This is a genomic window from Bacteroides sp. D20, from assembly GCF_003436255.1.
In the GTDB taxonomy this organism is placed as follows: Bacteria; Bacteroidota; Bacteroidia; order Bacteroidales; family Bacteroidaceae; genus Bacteroides; species Bacteroides uniformis.
The window spans coordinates 221,434-241,744 of sequence record NZ_QSOO01000005.1 but is presented as its reverse complement, the minus strand read 5'-3'; the positions used below and the strand labels follow the sequence as shown (position 1 = coordinate 241,744).

The following is a 20,311-nucleotide window of genomic DNA, read 5'->3' as shown; positions in this document are numbered from 1 at the left end:
GTCGTTATCAGTCAAGAAATCGTTTTGTCAATCCGGCATAGGCATCAATTCTGCGGTCGCGCAGGAAAGGCCACCAACGGCGTACATTTTCCGAACGTTCCAAGTCCACCTCTACAACGATATTTTCCGGCCGTTCGTTTCCTGCTTGGGCCAGGAACTCGCCTTGCGGTCCGGCCACAAAACTATTTCCCCAAAACAAGATACCATTGGTCTGCATGGAAGGATCCGGCTCATGTCCCACACGGTTCACTGAAACAACCGGCAAGCCGTTGGCCACAGCATGTCCACGCTGGGAGATAATCCAAGCATTGAGCTGACGCGCCTTTTCATCATCCGTATCACTGCTTTCCCAACCGATAGCCGTAGGATATATCAGTATTTCAGCTCCCTTCAGCGCCATCAGACGTGCTGCTTCCGGATACCATTGGTCCCAGCACACCAAAACTCCCAATTTGCCCAAAGATGTCTGAATAGGTTCGAAGCCTATATCACCGGGAGTAAAATAGAATTTCTCATAATAGGCGGGGTCATCAGGAATATGCATCTTCCGGTATTTCCCGGCGATACTGCCGTCACGTTCAAAAACAACCGCTGTGTTATGATACAATCCGGGAGCGCGTTTCTCGAACAGAGAAGTGACCAGTACAATATCGTTGGCAGCAGCCAACTCTGAATAGAATCCCGTAGAAGGACCGGGAATCGGTTCTGCCAAGTCGAACAACTGCGTGTTTTCTGTCTGACAGAAATACAGAGAGTTATGCAGCTCCTGCAAAACAACCAATTGGGCCCCATGCGCCGCACATGCCTCTATGCTTTTGGCCAAATTCATTAAATTAGTCCTAAGGTCTTTGGTATTGGCCTGCTGGATAATACCTACTTTTATTTTTCTTGCCATCTTATTCTATGGTTTATTGTTTTACTATGTATAATCGACATTACTTCAACACCCCTACGGGATATTGCATGGTAACACAATGCAAAGAGCCGTGCTGTTTAATCAAAGCACGGCAATCTATCCCGATAATTTCATAACCGGGAAAAGCCTCCCGCAACACTTCCCCCGCGCAGGCGTCATTCTCCGGCTGGCGATAGGTGGGGTAAAGCACCGCATCATTCAGAATCAAGAAATTAGCGTAAGTGGCGGGAAGCCGTTCCCCTTCTTCTTCTATCTTATCGGCCATGGGCAAAGCCAGCAAACGGTAAGGTTCCCCCTTCAACGTACGGAAAGTCTTCAGTTGCTCCTCCATGCGATGCAGTTCTTCGTAATGCTCATCATCCACATCCTTGCATTGCACATAGGCTATCGTGTCGGCAGGGCAGAAACGGGCCAGTGTGTCTATATGGCTGTCCGTATCGTCACCTGCCAAATAACCGTGGTCCAGCCAAAGGACACGTTGCAGGTGAAAAACGGAACGAAGATATTCCTCAATTTCCACCCGGTTCATCTGTCCGTTCCGGTTAGGCGAAAGCAGGCATTCGGAGGTGGTGAGCAACGTACCCATGCCGTCACTTTCGATGGAACCGCCTTCAAGGACAAACCCCAAGCGATTTACATACTTTCCTTTCATCACTTCCGACTCCACCGCACGACGCGTAATCAAATTATCCTTATCGGATGCAAACTTCAATCCCCACCCGTTGAACTTAAAGTCGAGCAGAGATACACCGTCAGCATCCAGTAGGGTGATGGCTCCATGGTCGCGTGCCCAAGTATCATTCGTCTCACACTTCAGGAAACGGACATTTTCCATATTCACCCTGCCGAGAATCTGTTTCTTCACCTCATCCGGTTCTGGGGTTACAATCAGCAATGTCTCCCGGGCGGCTATTTCGTGGGCAATGGCTACAAAACATTCCTGCACTTCGTCCAACATATAGGTCCAGTCTGTACCCGCATGGGGCCATGTAAGCTGTATGCCGCTTTGCAAAGCCCATTCGGCAGGCAAGTGGGGAGCACGTGTCTCTACCTGAAAAGTCATATTCTTGCCAAAACGCACCTGACAGTCCTTCTCTGCGGTACCACCCAGCGGCAGTCCTACAAAATATCCCATATTATTTATCTTTTCTAATTCGTTACTTTTTAAGTTAGCAGAGAGAGGGAGAATAAACCTTAGGTTTAGAATTGCCAAACCTCTACTTCAGACTTCTAAACCTCTACTCTATGATTGTAAACCTCTACTCGTCAATTATCACTTATCTTCCTTCGGTTTCCGGTCGAAGAATGGATTCTTGGAGGATGCACTCACCGGAATGGCAAAGACAGTCTTGCATCCTTTCAGCCAATCCAAACGCTGAGCGGCAAGTCCGGCAGAAAACATGACACGGGTATCCACCCTCAAATCGGCAGCCATGGCACAAGCCGAACCTACAGCTATCCCTACATCCACCGTATTCAAAGCACAAGGTACTCCCTCCGGACGACCGGCACAAGTGGGAAAACCGCAGTGTCCGCAATTCAAACTTTGCGTCTGCTCGCGCGTACCTATTATAATTACACATTCAGCCTGCAAAATGTTGTCCGCATCACGGAGAAAGAACTTCATACCGTGCTCTTCAACCATAGCGACCATCTTTTCAGACAGCTTCTTAATGTCTTCACCCGTAACCAGCGCAGCTTCAATCACATCAATACCTTTTCCTTTCGGTGCCGTGCGCGCAGCAGTCAGCATTTGCCTTGCCACGTCAAGCACATGTTCGTGGCGGCAATCCCGTTCATTCTGTATCATAGTCTTTCTTTCCTGAATTAATTAGTGCGTCAAAGATAGCACAAATATTTTTTTGCACTATCTTTGCGATACAGAAAGATTAAAGGAACACCATGCTGCAAATAGAAAATGCCAGTATCGCCTACGGCAACGATATACTTTTCTCGGGTTTCAACCTGCAATTGGAAAGGGGAGAGATAGCCAGTATCTCCGGCCCTTCGGGATGCGGAAAGTCGTCACTGCTGAATGCCATACTTGGATTTACTCCGTTAAAAGAAGGACGCATCGTCTTGAACGGCATTCTGCTGGATAAAGGAAACGTCGACGTTGTCCGTAAGCAGACTGCATGGATTCCACAAGAACTGGCATTGCCGCTGGAATGGGTAAAGGACATGGTACAATTGCCCTTCGGTTTAAAGGCAAACCGGGGTACACCCTTTTCTGAAACCCGTTTATTTGCATGTTTCGAGGATTTGGGTCTGGAACAAGAGTTATATTACAAACGGGTGAACGAAATATCCGGAGGCCAACGCCAACGGATGATGATAGCCGTAGCCTCAATGATTGGCAAACCACTGACCATTGTCGATGAACCGACTTCCGCTCTCGACTCCGGTTCCGCGGAAAAAGTACTCTCTTTCTTCCGCAGGCAGACAGAAAATGGAAGTGCCATACTGACCGTATCCCATGACAAAAGATTCGCCAACGGATGTGACCGACATATAATCATGAAATAACATACACACTATTGGGAACCATAGATATATCATACCTCAGCCTGGGCATCGGATTATTGCTATTATTAATACCGCTGTTTTACATCTGGAAGTTCAAGACCGGACTGTTGCGCGCTACTGTGATAGGTACGGCACGCATGATTGTCCAGTTGTTCTTCATCGGCATATACTTGAACTACCTCTTTTTATGGGATAACCCGTGGATAAACTTTCTATGGGTAATTGTCATGATATTTGTAGCATCGCAGACGGCATTGGCACGAACACAATTGAAGAGGAAGATTCTGCTCCTGCCCATATCCGCAGGTTTCTTATGCAGTGTAGTATGTGTAGGCTTGTACTTTATCGGAATAGTACTGAGAGTGGAAAACGTATTCAGCGCCCGGTATTTCATCCCTATTTTCGGCATACTGATGGGCAACATGCTATCCAGTAACGTCATAGCCCTCAACACCTATTATAGTGGACTGAAACGGGAACAACAGCTTTACCGGTATCTTCTCGGCAATGGTGCTACAAAAGCGGAAGCACAGGCACCTTTCATCCGCCAAGCCATCATCAAATCCTTCAGTCCGCTGATTGCCAATATATCCGTGATGGGGCTGGTTGCTTTTCCGGGAACCATGATTGGCCAGATATTGGGTGGCAGCAGCCCGAATGTGGCCATCAAATATCAGATGATGATTATGGTCATCACCTTTACCGCCTCCATGCTGTCACTGATGATTACAATCTCTCTGGCTTCCCGCAAGTCGTTTGATGCCTACGGCAAGCTACTGCCGGTGATGGTAGAGAAGAAGGGAAAAAAGGAGCATAAATAACTTCAACGGTGGTGGGCATCCAGTTTTCCGGGGAGATAGCGTAGCTGCACATATTGTACGCCCGGTTTCACAAAGCCGCTGTCCAACATCACTTTCTTTACACGGAATTCTTCAAGCCTATACTGCAGGTAACTTTTGATGCGTTGACTTTGCGGCTTGGTATATGCCAGCAGATTAACTTTTCCCAGCGAATCAATCTCTACCCTTGCCTTGACGGTGCGTAGAGAAAGAGGACCGTCTTTTTTCTTAGCCTGATAATCTTTATCCTTGTCTACCCAAAAGATAGCCGTAGCCTTGGGAGTAGTATCTACCGGCTCCTCCATATCCTCAGATACATCTTTACCGGAACGGTTCGTATCCTGACAAGACAATAACGATAAAAGGAAAAGAAACAAAACAAGTAATGTTTTCATAATAAAGGAGATTAATGTGTCCAACTAATCAAACGTACCCGATGAAGCATATATTATCGGATATATAAAATGTTCTTCACCTTCCGTTTGCGGTTGTTCAAACAATTGTTTGTAGATAGGTTCCGGCTCTGTTTCAGAGAAAAAATCTGCATCAGCAGGATAAATACCATAATACCACCAGGGAGTTCCTTCCATATTATAAGGCTCAATACCCTCGATTACAAACTTATATAATCCAACTGTATCACCATCTTTTATAATGCTTGTATAGGTTCCATAATTGGTCCCCATATTATATCTCAATCCTTTTAAAGGAGCATATTCTTCTTCAGTAAACTCGCCTGCTACATATTTTTTTCTTTTGCATGCAAAAGGAATCTCATATTTTCCTCCATCAGGAGAAAGAATAAAAGGATTGGGTCCATCAACCTCTATTGTATATTCATATTCTACTCCGACTTTTGATAACACCTCGACCAGTTCGTATGCAATATTACTGGCATCGGCGGGAGGGTTGAGCAAAGTTGTTTTTTTCACCAATAAGGTGTATTCATACCCCTTGCTATAATCAAACCCGGCAATTCCTAAAAAGTCCAACGCTTCATATTCATTTTTACCTTCCTCCTTTACCAACATACAATCAATGAAATGATCACTTCCCCAAGGCTGGTAAGTGCCAATCTCGGAAGAGACCTTCATTTTAATGTTTTCTACATTGTCTTGTGGAGTATCACTGTTACAAGAGGTCACACCAATTATAATCAAGAGCGATAAAATTCCGAATAGTTTTTTAGTTTTCATAGATTTAGTTTTATAATAATCGCTCGCAAAGATAGTCTTTTTCGTGATAAAACATTTTTCGATAAGAGTTTTTGTTGGAAGAAAACCGTCTATTACTCAAATTTGTTACTGATATTTTATAAAAAGAATAAAAAACATTCTCAATCCATTGCTTTTTACTATATTTGCAACCAAATTTTCTGTTCACAATGAAAATTAAGGAATTAGTAAGCGCCCTTGAACGGTTCGCGCCTCTGCCATTGCAAGACGGATTTGATAATGCCGGCCTGCAAATCGGATTGACAGATGCGGAAGCAACAGGGGCTTTGTTGTGTCTTGACGTTACTGAAGCTGTACTGGATGAAGCCATTGCATTGGGATATAATGTGGTTATATCACATCACCCTCTCATTTTCAAAGGGTATAAATCCATCACGGGCAGGGATTATGTGGAACGTTGTATCTTGAAAGCCATCAAGAATGACATCGTTGTTTATGCTGCGCACACTAACCTGGATAATGCACCGGGAGGAGTGAACTTCAAGATTGCCGAGAAAATCGGTTTGAAGAATGTCCGTATCCTGGAAGCCAAGGAAAATGCGCTGGTAAAGCTGACCACATTTGTACCGACCGCCCAAGCGGAAGACGTGAGGAAAGCCTTGTTCGACGCTGGATGCGGCAATATCGGCAACTATGATTTGTGCAGTTATAACATGGAAGGCGAGGGGACATTCCGAGCCCGGGAAGGTGCCACCCCATACTGTGGAGCGATAGGGGAGCTGCATACCGAACGTGAAGTACGTATTGAGACAATCATACCCGCCTACAAAAAAGCGGCAACTGTCAAGGCACTGCTTGCGGCACATCCATATGAAGAACCGGTCTATGATATTTATCCCTTGCAAAACTCATGGCCACAAGCCGGAGCCGGTGTCATTGGCGAATTGGAAGTACCGGAGACAGAACTTGAATTCCTGAAACGGATAAAGAAAACCTTCGAAGTAGGGTGTCTCAGACATAACAAACTCCTCGGGCGGGAAATACAGACTGTTGCATTATGTGGCGGCGCCGGCGCTTTCCTAATGCCGCTTGCCATCCGCAACCGTGCAGATGTCTTTATCACCGGCGAGATAAAATACCATGACTATTTCGGACATGATACCGATATATTATTGGCTGAAATAGGGCATTATGAAAGTGAGCAATATACGAAAGAAATATTTTATACAATAATCCGGGATTTGTTTCCTCATTTTGAGGTTCAGATGACCAAAGTGAATACAAACCCCATAAAATACATGTAAGTAAAATGGCTAAAGAAGCAAAAAAAGATCCTCAGGAATTAACCGTAGAACAGAAGTTGAAAGCTTTGTTCCAATTGCAGACAATGCTGTCCAAAATCGATGAAATCAAGACGTTGAGAGGTGAACTTCCACTGGAAGTACAGGACTTGGAAGACGAAATAGCCGGTCTGAGTACCCGTATAGACAGAATCAAGGCAGAAGTTGCCGAGTTGAAATCCTCCATTGCAGGAAAGAAAGTTGAAATTGAAACCGCAAAGGCTTCTGTAGCTAAATATAAAGACCAGCAGGACAACGTACGCAACAACCGCGAATATGACTTCTTAAGCAAGGAAATCGAATTCCAGACATTGGAAATCGAACTCTGCGAAAAGCGTATCAAGGAATTTGCCGCACAAGAGGAAGAAAAATCTCAGGAAGTAGCAGAAAGCACTGCTGCTCTGGAAGAAAGACAAAAAGACCTCGACGTAAAGAAGAGCGAACTGGACGAAATCATCTCCGAGACCAAGCAAGAGGAAGAGAAGCTGAGAGACAAAGCCAAAGAACTGGAAACAAAGATTGAACCCCGTCTGCTTCAGTCCTTCAAACGTATCCGTAAGAATTCACGCAATGGACTGGGTATTGTATACGTACAGCGTGATGCTTGCGGTGGTTGCTTCAACAAGATTCCGCCCCAGAGACAATTGGACATCCGCTCACGCAAGAAAATTATCGTTTGCGAATATTGTGGCCGTATCATGATTGACCCGGAATTAGCAGGTATAACTCCCGAACAGAAAGTGGAAGTTGTAAAGGAAAAGCCAGTAAGAGCCAAAAGAAAAATCGTACATATCGGCTCAGATAATTAAAAATAGAACATTTTCTATATATAAAACGGCAATAGTAAAGCACCTATTGCCGTTTTTTTGTTAAATAAGCTCATAAAAACCTGCTATTAGAGAAAAAAGAAGTAGTTTTGTTGCTTGAAAAATTAATAGAATTAAATTAAAAAGCATGAGACTAAACAAATTATTCATACTCTATTCACTTTTCGGAATATTGATGGCATCGTGCATAAAAGATGAAGCACCCAATGCTGAAGCTGATATAACAGGCATCTCTTTTGAAGAAGATGTACTGGCAAATTCATACATTGATCTGAACCCGTCGTACGACGAAAGCCAGAACGCCTACCCAATACGGATCAGTGTGAAAGAAGGTACGGACATGACAAGTCTGGCCCCCATATTTGAATTGACTCCGGGAGCTACCATCAGTCCTGCCAGTGGGAGTGTTCAGAACTTCACGACTCCAGTACGATATACAGTCACTTCGGAAGACAAGGCCTGGCATCGTGTCTACGCCATTACTGCCAGAGAACAAAAGGCAAGTAACATTCCGACCACATACCACTTTGAAAAGGTAAGAATCATGCAAAATGTATGGCAGGAATTCTACGAAGAGCAAGATTCCGGTAACGAATTGACATGGGCAAGTGGTAATAAGGGATTCAAATGGGCTATGAGTGAAGCCGCAACAGAAGATTATCCTACTACCCAAATAGACAATGGCAAAACTGGAAAATGTGTGAAATTGGAAACACGCCTCACTGGCGACTTAGGTAACATGGTAGGTATGCCCATCGCCGCCGGTAATCTGTTTATCGGCAGTTTCGACATGCTGAATGCTATTACCAATCCGCTTAGTGCTACGCGCTTCGGTACTCCTTTCTACAATAAACCTTTACGACTGACTGGATACTATAAGTATAAGGCCGGAGAACAATTTTATGAAAATGGCGAATATACCTCCCGAAAAGATATATTCAATATCTATGCAATATTTTATGATGGAGTAAAATATGACAGTGCAGGAAAGGGGACAGATGTAACACTGGATGGAAATCTGCCGAATCAAAACTACGAACACTCCAGCATGGTGGCTCTTGCTTTAGTTTCCAATCCGCAAGAAACAGAAGGAGACGAATGGAAATTCTTTGATATACCTTTCGACTACCAACGGTACGGAAAGAAGATTGACGAAGCCAGACTGGCTAAAGGAGAATATAAGATAGGCATCATATTTGCCTCAAGCAAGGATGGTGCCACTTTTGAGGGTGCTCCAGGAAGCACTTTACTTATAGACGAAGTGGAACTGATTTACGAATAAGAATCATATAGAATTGGAATACAACATGATAAAGAAAATATTAGCATTTATCGTACTGGTGGGATGTATGCAGACTGCCTTATACGCTCAAGAAAACCAGAACCGTACGCTTATAAACGCCGCTCTACACGGTTGGGAATATGAAATAAGGGCCGGTGTCAGTATCGGCGGCACTTCTCCGCTTCTATTACCCGTAGAAATACGAAGTATCGATGCCTATAATCCTACCTTAGCCTTTATGCTGGAAGGAAATGCCATCAAATGGTTGGGCAAAACAAAAAAATGGGGTGTAATAACCGGTGTAAGACTGGAAACCAAAAATATGATTACCAAAGCGACAGTAAAGAACTATGGCATGGAAATCATAGGAAATGACGGTAACCGTTTGAAAGGCAACTGGACTGGGGGAGTAAAAACTAAAGTACGCAATGCCTACATCACCGTCCCCGTGCTGGGTGCATATAAAATCAACTCACGATTGCGGGCCAAAGCAGGTATATATGTCTCATATCTGATGGATGAGGAATTCTCCGGACATGTATATGAAGGCTATTTGCGTGAAGGAGACTCCACCGGAGAAAAGGTAAACTTCTCCGACGGTGCCATTGCCACTTACGACTTTTCGGATGACTTGCGCAAGTTTGCCTGGGGCGTGCAAGCTGGTGTAGACTGGCGTGCCTTCAAACATCTGAGTGTATTTGCCGACCTTACATGGGGATTGAATGATATTTTCAAGAAAGATTTCAATACAATTACCTTTGCCATGTATCCCATCTACTTGAATGTGGGTTTCGGGTATGCCTTCTAAGATACTCGGGTATACCGAGTAAATACTCATAAACAAATAAAGGTTTAGGTTGTTATCAATCCCATAAAAAGATAACCACCTAAACCTTTATTTATGAATATAAAAGTTTGGAGCACTGCGTTGCTCATATTATGCCTATGTCCTGCGGCTATGGCACAGAAAGCTAACCGCTATCTTGAGAAACCACTCCCACAAGGCTGGGGAAAGGACGCCTCCCATGCCATTCCCGGAGATGACAATCTGTTCAGCGGACAGATACCACCCATTGACGACAAGTGGTGGAAAGCCTTCGATGACCCGATGCTGGATTCATTGATTACGGTAGCCTCCACTCAAAACTATTCCGTACTTTCTGCCATGGCCCGTATGGATATGGCTAAATCCAACCTGCGGATAGAACGCGGCAGCTTTTTCCCTTCCATCTCATTGGACGGAGGATGGGCACGGCAGCAAAGCAGCGGCAATGTCAACGCACTTCCGCAATCCATTACCGGTGCATACAGCGCCTCGCTCAACGCCAGTTGGGAGCTGGACGTATTCGGAAGTATCCGCCAACGGGTAAAGGCACAGCGGGAAACCTTCATGGCAAGCAAGGAGGAATATACCTCTGTCATGGTATCCCTCTGTGCCCAGATAGCTTCTGCCTACATCGGACTCCGCGAACTGCAGCAAGAGCTAAGTGTAGTGACCCACAATTGCCATACCCAGGCAGCCGTACTTAACATTACCGAAGTACGCTACAAAACCGGACTGGTGTCCAAACTGGACGTTTCACAAGCCAAATCCGTATATTACAGTACCAAAGCCTCCATCCCACAACTGGAGGCAGGCATCAACCAATACATCACGACGCTCGCAATCTTACTCGGTACTTACCCCCAACATATCCGCCCCATATTGGAGAAGCCCGGCAAACTGCCCGACTATATGGAACCCATAGGCATCGGTGTTCCTGCCGACCTGCTGCTCCGCCGCCCCGATATACGGCAAGCCGAACGCCAAGTCAACGCGCAGGCGGCAACACTCGGCGCATCTCAAAGTGACTGGCTGCCGCAAGTGTTCCTAAAAGGTTCCATCGGCTATTCCTCCCATGACTTGAAGGACTTGACTAAACGGAACAGTATGACGTTTGAAATTGCTCCAAGCATCAGCTGGACCTTATTCAGCGGTACCAAACAGGTGAATGCCACCCGTCTGGCACGTGCCCAGCTCGATGAATCCATTCACCAGTTCAACCAGACAGTGCTTACCGCCGTGCAGGAAACGGATAATGCCATGAACTCCTATCGCAACTCCATCCAACAGATTGTTGCCATGCGCGAAGTATGCAACCAGGGAGAAGAAACTCTGAAACTCTCCCTCGATTTGTACAAACAAGGACTTACTCCCTTCCAGAACGTACTGGACGCACTACGCTCACTCCTGACATACGAAAATCAGCTGGTGCAGGCACAAGGCAGCTCCTTGCTGCATCTGATAGCCTTATACCAGGCATTGGGAGGTGGATATGAAATGAATCAGAAATAAGAATATAAACTAAACCGAACCGTATATGAAAAATCAAATGTACATCACCCTGCTCATCCTGCCATTGCTGGCAACGGGATGCGAGGGAAGGAAAGAAACGGCACAAACGATGCCCGTTCCCGAGATAAGCGTGACCCGTCCGACAGTGCAGAACATTACGCTGACGAAAGAATATCCGGGCTACCTGACTTCTGAAAAGACCGTAGACCTGGTAGGCAGAGTCAGCGGAACCTTACAGACCATCGCTTACGCTCCCGGCAGCCGGGTACGCCAGGGACAAGTACTTTTTGTCATCGAACCGACAGTCTATCAAGACAATGTGCGGCAGGCAGAAGCAGAACTCAACACTGCCCGCGCCAACCTGGAATACGCCCAAAACAACTACACACGTATGCAGGAAGCCGTGAAAAGCGATGCTGTAAGCCGTATACAAGTGCTACAAGCACAATCCAACGTGGCAACTTCGCAGGCTGCAGTGAGCAATGCGGAAGCAGCCCTGAACACAGCACGCACCAATCTGAGCTACTGCACCGTACGTGCTCCCTTCGACGGCACCGTAAGCCGTAACCTGGTGGATGCCGGAGGCTATGTAGGCGGCAGCGTGCAGCCCGTCACATTGGCAACCATCTACAAAGACGACCATTTGTACACCTACTTCAATGTGGCAGACAACCAATGGCTCTCCATGCTGATGCAGCAGGGAGACAGTATCCCCCGGCAAGTGAGTGTCAGCCTGGGTAAAGACGAACTCCTCACTTATCCCGCACAGCTGGACTATCTTTCGCCCAACGTAGACTTGAACACCGGAACTTTGAACATCCGCGCCCGTCTCGACAACCCTAAAGGACTGTTGAAAAGCGGCCTCTACGTCAGCATCACCTTGCCCTACGGAGAGCAACAGCAGGCCATCCTGCTGCCGGACGCCTCCATCGGTACCGACCAGTTGGGGAAATACATATACGTAGTCAACGATTCGAATATAGTGCGCTACCGCCATATAGAAACCGGACAACTGATAGGGGACAGCCTGCGCCAGATAAGGGCAGGCATCACTCCCCGGGAGCGCTACGTCACCAAAGCACTGATGAAGGTAAGGGATGGAATGAAAGTACATCCCATTGACAACTAATATGAATTGATTAATACCAAAGCCTATGTTTTCAAAATTCTTCATAGACCGTCCTATCTTTGCTACCGTATTGGCGCTGCTCATCGTCGTAGCAGGACTGGTCACACTGGGCATCCTGCCCATTGCCCAATATCCGGACATCACACCACCCACCGTGCAGGTCAGTGCCGTATATCCCGGAGCCAATGCGCAGACGGTGGCACAAACCGTCGGCATCCCCATCGAGCAGCAAGTCAACGGAGTGGACGGAATGCTTTACATGTCCTCCAACTCCAGCTCATCGGGCGCTTACTCTCTTACCATTACTTTTGCCGTAGGCACAGACATTGATATGGCTACCGTGCAGGTCCAGAACCGGGTAAGCGTGGCCCAGTCGTCACTGCCTACTCCCGTTGTGGTGCAAGGCGTCACTGTGCAGAAACAGTCATCGAACATCGTGATGTTCCTCACGATGACGTCGGACAGCAAAGACTACGACGGACTTTACCTCAGCAACTATGCCAAGCTGAATCTCGTAGACCAGTTAACACGCGTGCCCGGTGTAGGCGCCGTCAATGTGATGGGAGCAGGGGACTACTCCATGCGTATCTGGCTCGACCCTGCCGCCATGCGCATCCGCTATCTTTCGCCGGCCGATGTATACCAAGCTATCCAATCACAGAATGTGGAGGTCAGCGCAGGTAACGTAGGGCAACCCATCGGCACAGACAATAAAAATGCCTATCAATACAGCCTGACCGTAAAAGGGCGCCTTACCTCACCCGAAGAGTTCGGCAACATTATCCTGCGTACCGAAACCGGAGGGAAGATACTCCGTCTGCGCGACGTGGCGCATATCGACCTGGGCTCGGCCTCTTACAGCGTAGTATCCCAACTGGACGGGAAACCCACCGCTGCCATCGCTATCTATCAGCAACCTGGCAGCAACTCGCTGGACGTTTCCAAAGGAGTAAAGGCAAAAATGCAGGAACTCTCGCAAAATTTCCCTGCAGGCATACAATACAATGTAACCCTGGACACTACGGATGTCATTCATGCTTCCATAGACGAAGTGATGGTGACGTTCCTTGAAACAACCCTGCTGGTAGTTCTCGTCATCTTCCTGTTCCTGCAGAACTGGCGGGCGGTCGTCATTCCCTGCATCACTATTCCGGTATCACTCATCGGCACACTGGCCGTCATGTCCTTGTTCGGCTTCTCCATCAATACGCTGACACTATTCGGACTGATACTTGCCGTGGCCATCGTGGTAGATGATGCCATTGTGGTGGTGGAGAACTCCACGCGTCTGCTGGACACGGGGCGCTACACCTCCCGCCAGGCTGTGACCGAAGCGATGGGAGAGATTACCGGCCCCATTGTCGGGGTAGTGCTGGTGCTGCTTGCCGTATTTATCCCGACAACACTCGTCAGCGGCATATCAGGACAACTGTATAAACAGTTTGCCTTGACCATTGCAGCCAGCACCGTACTTAGCGGATTCAACTCATTGACCCTTACTCCGGCACTCTGTGCCTTGATGCTGCAACCTACCCGGCCTTCCAAAAATCCCCTATATCGGGGGTTCAACCATCTGTACGACAAGACACAAGGAGTCTACGACCGGATAGTGGAGTACCTGCTCCAACGCCCTGTCGCTTCCATCGTTTCATATGCGGTTTTCACATTGATTGCTGTCCTGCTGTTTGTCAAATGGCCGTCCACATTTGTTCCGGAAGAAGATGACGGCTATTTCCTCGCAGTGGTACAGCTTCCCCCTGCATCGAGCCTGGAGCGCACCCAAGCCGTAGGAAAGCAGATAAATAAGATTCTCGATTCTTACCCCGAAATAAAGGACTACATCGGCATATCCGGCTTCTCCGTGATGGGAGGTGGAGAGCAAAGCAATGCGGCCACTTACTTCATCGTACTGAAAAACTGGAATGAACGCAAGGGAAAGGAACATACGGCTGAAGCCGTAGTACAGCGCTTCAATATGGAAGTATATGGCATCCAGGAAGCAGAGATATTTGCCATGGTCCCGCCTGCCATCCCCGGACTGGGAGCTACCGGAGGCCTGCAACTCCAATTGGAAGACCGCCACAACCTCGGCGCCACCGAGATGCAGCGTGCTGTAGAGACCTTGATGGAGCATTACCGCAATTATCCGGCACTGGCATCGGTCAGCAGCCAGTACCAAGCCAATGTACCGCAATATTTTTTGAATATAGACCGCGACAAGGTACAGTTGATGGGTATCCCGCTGAACAGTGTATTCACCGCCTTGGGTTACTATATGGGGGAGGCCTACGTCAACGACTATGTACAGTTCGGACACATCTACCAAGTGAAATTGGGGGCGGGCGACCGTGCCCAGCGTGTCATCGACGATGTTCTGAAATTGAGCGTTCCCAATGCATCGGGAGAAATGGTACCTTTCTCTTCCTTCACCCGGGTGGAAGAGCAGTTAGGCATGGACCAGATAAACAGATATAACATGTACTCCACAGCAGCCGTGACCTGCAATGTGGCTCCGGGCAGTAGTTCGGGAGAGGGTATCCGGCAAATGGAAAGTCTAATCAAAGAGCATCTCGGAGACGAGTTCGGCTATGAATGGACTTCGGTAGCCTATCAGGAGACGCAGGCGGGAACCACGACGACTGTCGTATTCGTCATGGCACTGCTGGTTGCCTTCCTTGTACTCGCCGCACAATACGAAAGCTGGACCAGTCCGGTAGCTGCCGTAATGGGACTTCCGGTTGCACTGCTCGGTGCCATGCTGGGATGCTATGTCATGGGGACTCCGGTCAGCATCTACACACAAATTGGAATCATTCTGCTTGTCGCCTTGTCTGCCAAAAACGGTATTCTGATTGTGGAGTTTGCACGTGACTTTCGTGCACAAGGCAATTCAATCCGCGATGCGGCATTCCAGGCCGGACATATCCGCCTGCGACCTATTCTGATGACATCGCTTGCATTCGTATTCGGGGTTATGCCGCTGCTTTTTGCAACCGGAGCAGGGGCGGGAAGCCGTATTGCACTGGGAGCCGCCGTAGTGTTCGGTATGGCACTGAATACCTTGCTTGCCACGGTCTATATTCCTAATTTCTACGAATTGATGCAGAAGTTGCAGGAGAAGTTCAGTAAGAAACAATAGGGAGGATGAGCTACAAGTTATGGATTATGGGTTATAGGCTATCACACTTATAGCTCATAATCCATAACTCATTTTAGCAACTTGCTGCTAAAAGTTGTATCTTTGCGTGCGAATTGCCTCTTAAAGAAATTGAAGTTATGAAAGCATATTTCATCGCCATACTTACCTTATTCACTTGTATAGCTACCGTCGTCCGGGCGCAGCAAATGTCTGAACTTGAAAACCGGATTGACAGTCTGCTCAATGGCAAGAAAGCCACCGTTGGTATAGCCGTATGGACAGACAAAGGAGACATGCTCCGGTATAACGACCATGTACACTTCCCCTTGCTCAGTGTATTCAAATTCCATGTGGCACTGGCCGTACTGGACAAGATGGATAAGCAAAGCATCAGTCTGGACAGCATTGTTTCCATAAAGGCATCCCAAATGCCGCCCAATACCTACAGCCCCCTGCGGAAGAAGTTTCCCGACCAGGATTTCACGATTACGCTTAGGGAACTGATGCAATACAGCATTTCCCAAAGCGACAACAATGCCTGCGACATCTTGATAGAATATGCAGGAGGCATCAAACATATCAATGACTATATCCACCGGTTGAGTATCGACTCCTTCAACCTCTCGGAAACAGAAGACGGCATGCACTCCAGCTTCGAGGCTGTATACCGCAACTGGAGTACTCCTTCCGCTATGGTCCGACTACTGAGAACGGCTGATGAAAAAGAGTTGTTCTCCAACAAGGAGCTGAAAGACTTCTTGTGGCAGACCATGATAGATACTGAAACCGGTGCCAACAAACTGAAAGGTATGTTGCCAGCCAAAACCGTAGTAGGACACAAGACCGGCTCTTCCGACCGCAATGCCGACGGTATGAAAACTGCAGATAATGATGCCGGCCTCGTTATCCTTCCCGACGGCCGGAAATACTACATTGCCGCCTTCGTCATGGACTCATACGAGACGGATGAGGACAATGCGAACATCATCGCCCGCATATCACGCATGGTATATGATGCGATGAGATGAGAGAGGCAAGGGGGCTATTGGTAGCTCCTCCTATAAGTTTTGATACTCGGGTATATCCTGCAGAAAAGTATAGCTGTTGTGCTCGTAATCTATGCGGCAACAATAATGCTGAAGCCCGTTGCTGACAATCAGATAATCCACTTTCAGCACCATGTTGTAGCGGGTAATCTGGTCGAAAACCTTTTGGGTGATTTCTATTTCAGGCGCCTTGTATTCCACAATCATCCGGGCGGTAAGGTCGCGTCGATAGAGCACTGTATCACAGCGTTTCTTTGTACCGTTCAGCTGTACCTGCACCTCATTTGCCATAAGCGCCTGCGGATACCCCTTGTGAGCAAGAAGAAAGTGGACGAAGTGCTGCCGCACCCATTCTTCAGGGGTCAAGGCGACATAACGACGACGGATTACATCGAAAATAACATTTTTTCCGTTCCTTGCGGCAATTTTAGCATCGAATGCTGGTAGGTTTAACGATAACATTTACTACATTTGTAAGTTAAATAATGGTTCCCGTCTTTTGGGAACACAAATTTAATGAAATCTTATGAAAACAAAAGAAGAAATCGTAGCCAATTGGCTGCCCCGTTACACAAAGCGTAACCTGGAGGATTTTGGAGAGTACATTCTGTTGACCAACTTCAACAAGTACGTAGAGATTTTCGCAGAAAAGTTCAATGTTCCCATTCTCGGTAAAGATGCCAACATGATATCTGCCAGTGCAGAAGGAATGACCATCATTAATTTTGGTATGGGAAGTCCTAATGCCGCCATTATCATGGACTTGCTGAGTGCTATCAAGCCCAAGGCATGTCTGTTTCTGGGTAAGTGCGGCGGTATAGACAAGAAAAATAGAATAGGGGACCTCATCCTTCCCATTGCCGCCATCCGTGGCGAGGGTACCTCCAACGACTACTTCCCACCTGAAGTCCCGTCACTCCCGGCATTTATGCTGCAACGTGCCGTTTCTTCTGCCATCCGCGATTATGCCCGTGACTACTGGACCGGTACCGTATACACCACCAACCGCCGCATTTGGGAACATGACGAGGAATTCAAAGAATATCTGAAGAAAACCCGTGCCATGGCTGTCGATATGGAAACGGCAACCCTATTCAGCTGCGGTTTTGCCAATCATATTCCCACGGGAGCTCTTCTGCTGGTTTCAGACCAACCGATGATTCCGGAAGGTGTAAAAACCGATAAAAGCGACAATCTGGTGACCCAGAATTATGTAAAGGAGCATGTTGAAATCGGCATCGCATCCTTGCGCATGATTATTGATGAAAAGAAAACCGTAAAACACTTGAAGTTCGACTGGTAATCCGTTACGGGACATCCCTCGTATAGCACTTACTTTATTATATGGCAAAACAAGAAACAACCTGTGATGATATTCTAAAAGAGTTGAGAGCCAAGCAATACCGCCCCGTCTACTATCTCATGGGCGAGGAATCGTATTACATAGACCTCATCTCCGACTATATTGTAGACAACGTTCTCACTGACACCGAAAAGGAATTCAACCTGACCGTAGTCTATGGTGCAGATGTCGATATAGCCACTGTCATCAATGCGGCCAAGCGCTATCCGATGATGTCCGAACGCCAGGTCGTAGTCGTAAAGGAAGCGCAGGCCATCCGCAACATGGAGGAGCTTTCATACTACCTGCAAAAACCGTTGAACTCCACCATTCTTGTTCTATGCCACAAACATGGGGTGCTGGACAGAAGAAAGAAGCTGGCGGCCGAAATAGAGAAGGTGGGAGTTCTATTCGAATCCAAGAAGGTGAAGGATGCCCAGTTACCGGCATTCATCACCTCATACATGAAGCGCAAAGGTGTAGACTTGGATCCTAAAGCCACCTCCATGCTTGCCGATTTCGTAGGTACGGACCTCAGCCGCCTTACAGGAGAACTGGAAAAACTGATTATAACTCTTCCAAAAGGTCAGACACGCGTCACCCCCGAACAGATAGAACGTAACATCGGAATCAGTAAGGATTATAATAACTTTGAACTTCGCAGTGCCATTGTAGAAAAAGACATACTAAAGGCCAATAAAATAATAAAATATTTTGAAGAAAATCCGAAAACAAACCCTATCCAGATGACTTTATCTTTACTTTTCGGCTTCTTCTCCAACTTGATGTTGGCTTATTATGCACCCGAAAAGACGGAGCAGGGTATTGCCAGTTTCATAGGATTAAAGACTCCCTGGCAGTCGCGCGAATACCTAAGTGCCATGCGCCGTTACAGCGGAGTAAAGACCATGCAGATAATCGGAGAAATTCGATATGCAGATGCCAAATCCAAAGGAGTAGGAAATTCCTCCCTAAGCGATGGAGATATCCTCCGGGAATTGGTCTTTAAGATTCTACATTAACTTCCATACAGCATACTTTTCCATAAAAAGGGAAAAGCATAAAACAGACTGATTTGATATCATTATGTCATTTTTAGGGGGATTTATCCCCCTTTTTTCTATTTCGGCCCTTAGCATAGACAGTAAAATAGGAGATAATAATCATATTTACAGCAAATTACGTTCATTTATAAGCTCTGAGAATCGTGTTTTTATAACGAATCGACCAATTATACAGAAATAAAGCAAGGATTTAAGTCTTGAAGACTAGAAAATAAATAAAGCATCTTATTTTCTTATTTATGTCACATCTTTTCTCCTTTAGTAAAAAGAAGAGATGGAGCAATTCAGCTTTAAATCGTCATATATGAAATCTGTTACACTTTTCAAGAGTACAATAGTTGTAATACACAACTAGGATAATTGACTATTGTGAATTTAATACATTACATAAATATCTATATGACGGGTGTACTATAACATATGTGATATTATATTTGAAAACACAAATGTAATAAGTAATATTTAATATCGCAAACTGATGGTTTACAAAAATAATAGAGTAGGGGTTAACCCATGTAATTATAATCGATAAATATGTATATATCAATTATATACGATAATTAATCAAATCATTAAATTATATATTATATAAAATGAGCGACAAACAAATGTAATACAGCATTTACCATCAAAAAATAACTATATAATATGCTAATAATTAGACAAATATATTATTTTATTAAACTTACGATAAACACCTATTTTACTCGTAATTTGTATTATAGCATTTGTAATGATGAATATTGTAATAATAACATTTCATCTGTAAACTTTAAAATATCACATTTTTAATTTGCTTTTGTGATGTCGTTTTTTTACTTTTGTAATCCAATAAATAACATGTACAATTGTAATAACACATAAACCATGAGTATAAAAGACAGGTTCAAAATGGTTATGGACCGGGAGAAACTGACAGCAGGAGCTTTTGCCGAGAGTATCGGCGTGGCCCAAGCCACCATTTCTCACATCTTGGGTCCGCGTAACAAATATCCAAGTACGGAAGTCATTCTCCGATTGCATCAACGATACAACGACATAAACTTGGAGTGGCTGCTTACCGGAAAAGGTAATATGAGTAATAATCCGGATTCACCCGAAAACGATGGATTCGACTATCCTTTATTCGCCGAGAATCCGGAAAATCTGTCCAACGGGCCGGAAGAATCTAAAAATCGCAAGGAAATTGCATTAGAGACAGCCCTAAAATCGCCTAAAGAGATTGTAAAACAAGAGATTATCTACAAAGAAAGACCTCCCAGAAAAATCACAGAAATAAGAATTTTCTTTGATGACAATACCTACGAGACTTTCAAACCGGAAAATTAAGGAATGAGAATGGAAATAGACT

At 46.0% G+C, this 20,311-nt stretch carries 19 protein-coding genes; 13 read left to right on the top strand and 6 right to left on the bottom strand.

What is annotated here, in order from left to right; translation table 11 throughout:
- Nucleotides 1-7: 7 nt before the first annotated feature.
- The 3 genes from DXD78_RS07510 to DXD78_RS07500 all read right to left on the bottom strand — a co-directional run bounded on the left by DXD78_RS07510 (nucleotide 8) and on the right by DXD78_RS07500 (nucleotide 2,726).
- On the bottom strand, nucleotides 8-895 hold the full coding sequence (locus DXD78_RS07510; protein WP_009038387.1) for a carbon-nitrogen hydrolase: 888 nt from the start codon (nucleotides 893-895) through the stop codon (nucleotides 8-10).
- 40 nt (nucleotides 896-935) lie between these two features.
- On the bottom strand, nucleotides 936-2,051 hold the full coding sequence (locus tag DXD78_RS07505; RefSeq protein ID WP_009038386.1) for an agmatine deiminase family protein: 1,116 nt from the start codon (nucleotides 2,049-2,051) through the stop codon (nucleotides 936-938).
- 138 nt (nucleotides 2,052-2,189) lie between these two features.
- Entirely contained in the window at nucleotides 2,190-2,726 is a 537-nt protein-coding gene (locus tag DXD78_RS07500) for a ferredoxin domain-containing protein (RefSeq protein WP_009038385.1), read from the bottom strand.
- A gap of 92 nt (nucleotides 2,727-2,818) precedes the next feature.
- On the opposite strand from DXD78_RS07500, the gene DXD78_RS07495 reads away from it, so the two are divergent.
- The gene (locus tag DXD78_RS07495; protein ID WP_005827815.1) at nucleotides 2,819-3,442 is read left to right on the top strand and encodes an ATP-binding cassette domain-containing protein; all 624 of its coding nucleotides are present in this window, start codon (nucleotides 2,819-2,821) and stop codon (nucleotides 3,440-3,442) included.
- Between the two features lie 11 nt (nucleotides 3,443-3,453).
- Nucleotides 3,454-4,263 (top strand): ABC transporter permease, encoded by an 810-nt coding sequence (locus DXD78_RS07490; protein WP_005827813.1) that lies wholly within the window; start codon nucleotides 3,454-3,456, stop codon nucleotides 4,261-4,263.
- Nucleotides 4,264-4,265: 2 nt separating this feature from the next.
- Here DXD78_RS07490 and DXD78_RS07485 read toward each other — a convergent pair whose 3' ends face one another.
- Together DXD78_RS07485 and DXD78_RS07480 are read right to left on the bottom strand one after the other, a co-directional pair.
- A complete protein-coding gene (locus tag DXD78_RS07485; protein WP_009038384.1) occupies nucleotides 4,266-4,676 on the bottom strand; it encodes a DUF4891 domain-containing protein in 411 nt (136 codons plus the stop codon).
- A gap of 24 nt (nucleotides 4,677-4,700) precedes the next feature.
- Nucleotides 4,701-5,477 carry a DUF4377 domain-containing protein gene (locus DXD78_RS07480; protein WP_005827810.1) on the bottom strand — a complete coding sequence of 259 codons (777 nt, stop codon included), beginning with the start codon at nucleotides 5,475-5,477 and terminating at the stop codon, nucleotides 4,701-4,703.
- A 188-nt stretch (nucleotides 5,478-5,665) separates the two neighbouring features.
- Between DXD78_RS07480 and DXD78_RS07475 the strand changes: the two genes are divergently transcribed.
- The 8 genes from DXD78_RS07475 (at nucleotide 5,666) to DXD78_RS07440 (ending at nucleotide 16,536) form a co-directional block, all read left to right on the top strand.
- Complete coding sequence (locus tag DXD78_RS07475; RefSeq protein WP_005827806.1) at nucleotides 5,666-6,760, top strand: Nif3-like dinuclear metal center hexameric protein; 1,095 nt, start codon at nucleotides 5,666-5,668, stop codon at nucleotides 6,758-6,760.
- Nucleotides 6,761-6,765: 5 nt separating this feature from the next.
- Nucleotides 6,766-7,605, top strand: a complete 840-nt coding sequence (locus DXD78_RS07470; RefSeq protein WP_005827804.1) for a zinc ribbon domain-containing protein — start codon at nucleotides 6,766-6,768, stop codon at nucleotides 7,603-7,605.
- A gap of 145 nt (nucleotides 7,606-7,750) precedes the next feature.
- On the top strand, nucleotides 7,751-8,905 hold the full coding sequence (locus tag DXD78_RS07465) for a PCMD domain-containing protein (protein WP_005837174.1): 1,155 nt from the start codon (nucleotides 7,751-7,753) through the stop codon (nucleotides 8,903-8,905).
- A 25-nt stretch (nucleotides 8,906-8,930) separates the two neighbouring features.
- The gene (locus tag DXD78_RS07460) at nucleotides 8,931-9,713 is read left to right on the top strand and encodes a porin family protein (RefSeq protein WP_009038383.1); all 783 of its coding nucleotides are present in this window, start codon (nucleotides 8,931-8,933) and stop codon (nucleotides 9,711-9,713) included.
- Nucleotides 9,714-9,806: 93 nt separating this feature from the next.
- Nucleotides 9,807-11,240, top strand: coding sequence for an efflux transporter outer membrane subunit (locus tag DXD78_RS07455; protein WP_009038382.1), 1,434 nt, complete (start codon nucleotides 9,807-9,809; stop codon nucleotides 11,238-11,240).
- A 25-nt stretch (nucleotides 11,241-11,265) separates the two neighbouring features.
- Entirely contained in the window at nucleotides 11,266-12,369 is a 1,104-nt protein-coding gene (locus DXD78_RS07450; RefSeq protein WP_009038381.1) for an efflux RND transporter periplasmic adaptor subunit, read from the top strand.
- A 25-nt stretch (nucleotides 12,370-12,394) separates the two neighbouring features.
- The gene (locus DXD78_RS07445) at nucleotides 12,395-15,508 is read left to right on the top strand and encodes an efflux RND transporter permease subunit (protein WP_005827794.1); all 3,114 of its coding nucleotides are present in this window, start codon (nucleotides 12,395-12,397) and stop codon (nucleotides 15,506-15,508) included.
- A gap of 137 nt (nucleotides 15,509-15,645) precedes the next feature.
- Nucleotides 15,646-16,536: a CblA family class A beta-lactamase gene (locus DXD78_RS07440; protein ID WP_005827792.1), complete on the top strand. Its 891-nt coding sequence runs from the start codon at nucleotides 15,646-15,648 to the stop codon at nucleotides 16,534-16,536.
- Nucleotides 16,537-16,566: 30 nt separating this feature from the next.
- Here the strand turns inward: DXD78_RS07440 and DXD78_RS07435 are convergent, their stop codons facing one another.
- Nucleotides 16,567-17,016, bottom strand: coding sequence for a type I restriction enzyme HsdR N-terminal domain-containing protein (locus tag DXD78_RS07435; protein WP_005827787.1), 450 nt, complete (start codon nucleotides 17,014-17,016; stop codon nucleotides 16,567-16,569).
- Nucleotides 17,017-17,080: 64 nt separating this feature from the next.
- On the opposite strand from DXD78_RS07435, the gene DXD78_RS07430 reads away from it, so the two are divergent.
- The 3 genes from DXD78_RS07430 to DXD78_RS07420 all read left to right on the top strand — a co-directional run bounded on the left by DXD78_RS07430 (nucleotide 17,081) and on the right by DXD78_RS07420 (nucleotide 20,289).
- Nucleotides 17,081-17,857 carry an AMP nucleosidase gene (locus tag DXD78_RS07430; protein WP_005827785.1) on the top strand — a complete coding sequence of 259 codons (777 nt, stop codon included), beginning with the start codon at nucleotides 17,081-17,083 and terminating at the stop codon, nucleotides 17,855-17,857.
- 41 nt (nucleotides 17,858-17,898) lie between these two features.
- Nucleotides 17,899-18,918, top strand: a complete 1,020-nt coding sequence (gene holA, locus DXD78_RS07425) for a DNA polymerase III subunit delta (protein ID WP_005837183.1) — start codon at nucleotides 17,899-17,901, stop codon at nucleotides 18,916-18,918.
- Between the two features lie 909 nt (nucleotides 18,919-19,827).
- Nucleotides 19,828-20,289, top strand: a complete 462-nt coding sequence (locus tag DXD78_RS07420) for a helix-turn-helix domain-containing protein (protein WP_005827779.1) — start codon at nucleotides 19,828-19,830, stop codon at nucleotides 20,287-20,289.
- Nucleotides 20,290-20,311: the final 22 nt, after the last annotated feature.

Coding starts and splice junctions, on each gene's coding strand:
- DXD78_RS07510 (WP_009038387.1), bottom strand. CDS start 895: ATGGCAAGAAAAATAAAAGTAGGTATTATCCAGCAGGCCAATACCAAA.
- DXD78_RS07505 (WP_009038386.1), bottom strand. CDS start 2,051: ATGGGATATTTTGTAGGACTGCCGCTGGGTGGTACCGCAGAGAAGGAC.
- DXD78_RS07500 (WP_009038385.1), bottom strand. CDS start 2,726: ATGATACAGAATGAACGGGATTGCCGCCACGAACATGTGCTTGACGTG.
- DXD78_RS07495 (WP_005827815.1), top strand. CDS start 2,819: ATGCTGCAAATAGAAAATGCCAGTATCGCCTACGGCAACGATATACTT.
- DXD78_RS07485 (WP_009038384.1), bottom strand. CDS start 4,676: ATGAAAACATTACTTGTTTTGTTTCTTTTCCTTTTATCGTTATTGTCT.
- DXD78_RS07480 (WP_005827810.1), bottom strand. CDS start 5,477: ATGAAAACTAAAAAACTATTCGGAATTTTATCGCTCTTGATTATAATT.
- DXD78_RS07475 (WP_005827806.1), top strand. CDS start 5,666: ATGAAAATTAAGGAATTAGTAAGCGCCCTTGAACGGTTCGCGCCTCTG.
- DXD78_RS07470 (WP_005827804.1), top strand. CDS start 6,766: ATGGCTAAAGAAGCAAAAAAAGATCCTCAGGAATTAACCGTAGAACAG.
- DXD78_RS07465 (WP_005837174.1), top strand. CDS start 7,751: ATGAGACTAAACAAATTATTCATACTCTATTCACTTTTCGGAATATTG.
- DXD78_RS07460 (WP_009038383.1), top strand. CDS start 8,931: ATGATAAAGAAAATATTAGCATTTATCGTACTGGTGGGATGTATGCAG.
- DXD78_RS07455 (WP_009038382.1), top strand. CDS start 9,807: ATGAATATAAAAGTTTGGAGCACTGCGTTGCTCATATTATGCCTATGT.
- DXD78_RS07450 (WP_009038381.1), top strand. CDS start 11,266: ATGAAAAATCAAATGTACATCACCCTGCTCATCCTGCCATTGCTGGCA.
- DXD78_RS07445 (WP_005827794.1), top strand. CDS start 12,395: ATGTTTTCAAAATTCTTCATAGACCGTCCTATCTTTGCTACCGTATTG.
- DXD78_RS07440 (WP_005827792.1), top strand. CDS start 15,646: ATGAAAGCATATTTCATCGCCATACTTACCTTATTCACTTGTATAGCT.
- DXD78_RS07435 (WP_005827787.1), bottom strand. CDS start 17,016: ATGTTATCGTTAAACCTACCAGCATTCGATGCTAAAATTGCCGCAAGG.
- DXD78_RS07430 (WP_005827785.1), top strand. CDS start 17,081: ATGAAAACAAAAGAAGAAATCGTAGCCAATTGGCTGCCCCGTTACACA.
- holA (WP_005837183.1), top strand. CDS start 17,899: ATGGCAAAACAAGAAACAACCTGTGATGATATTCTAAAAGAGTTGAGA.
- DXD78_RS07420 (WP_005827779.1), top strand. CDS start 19,828: ATGAGTATAAAAGACAGGTTCAAAATGGTTATGGACCGGGAGAAACTG.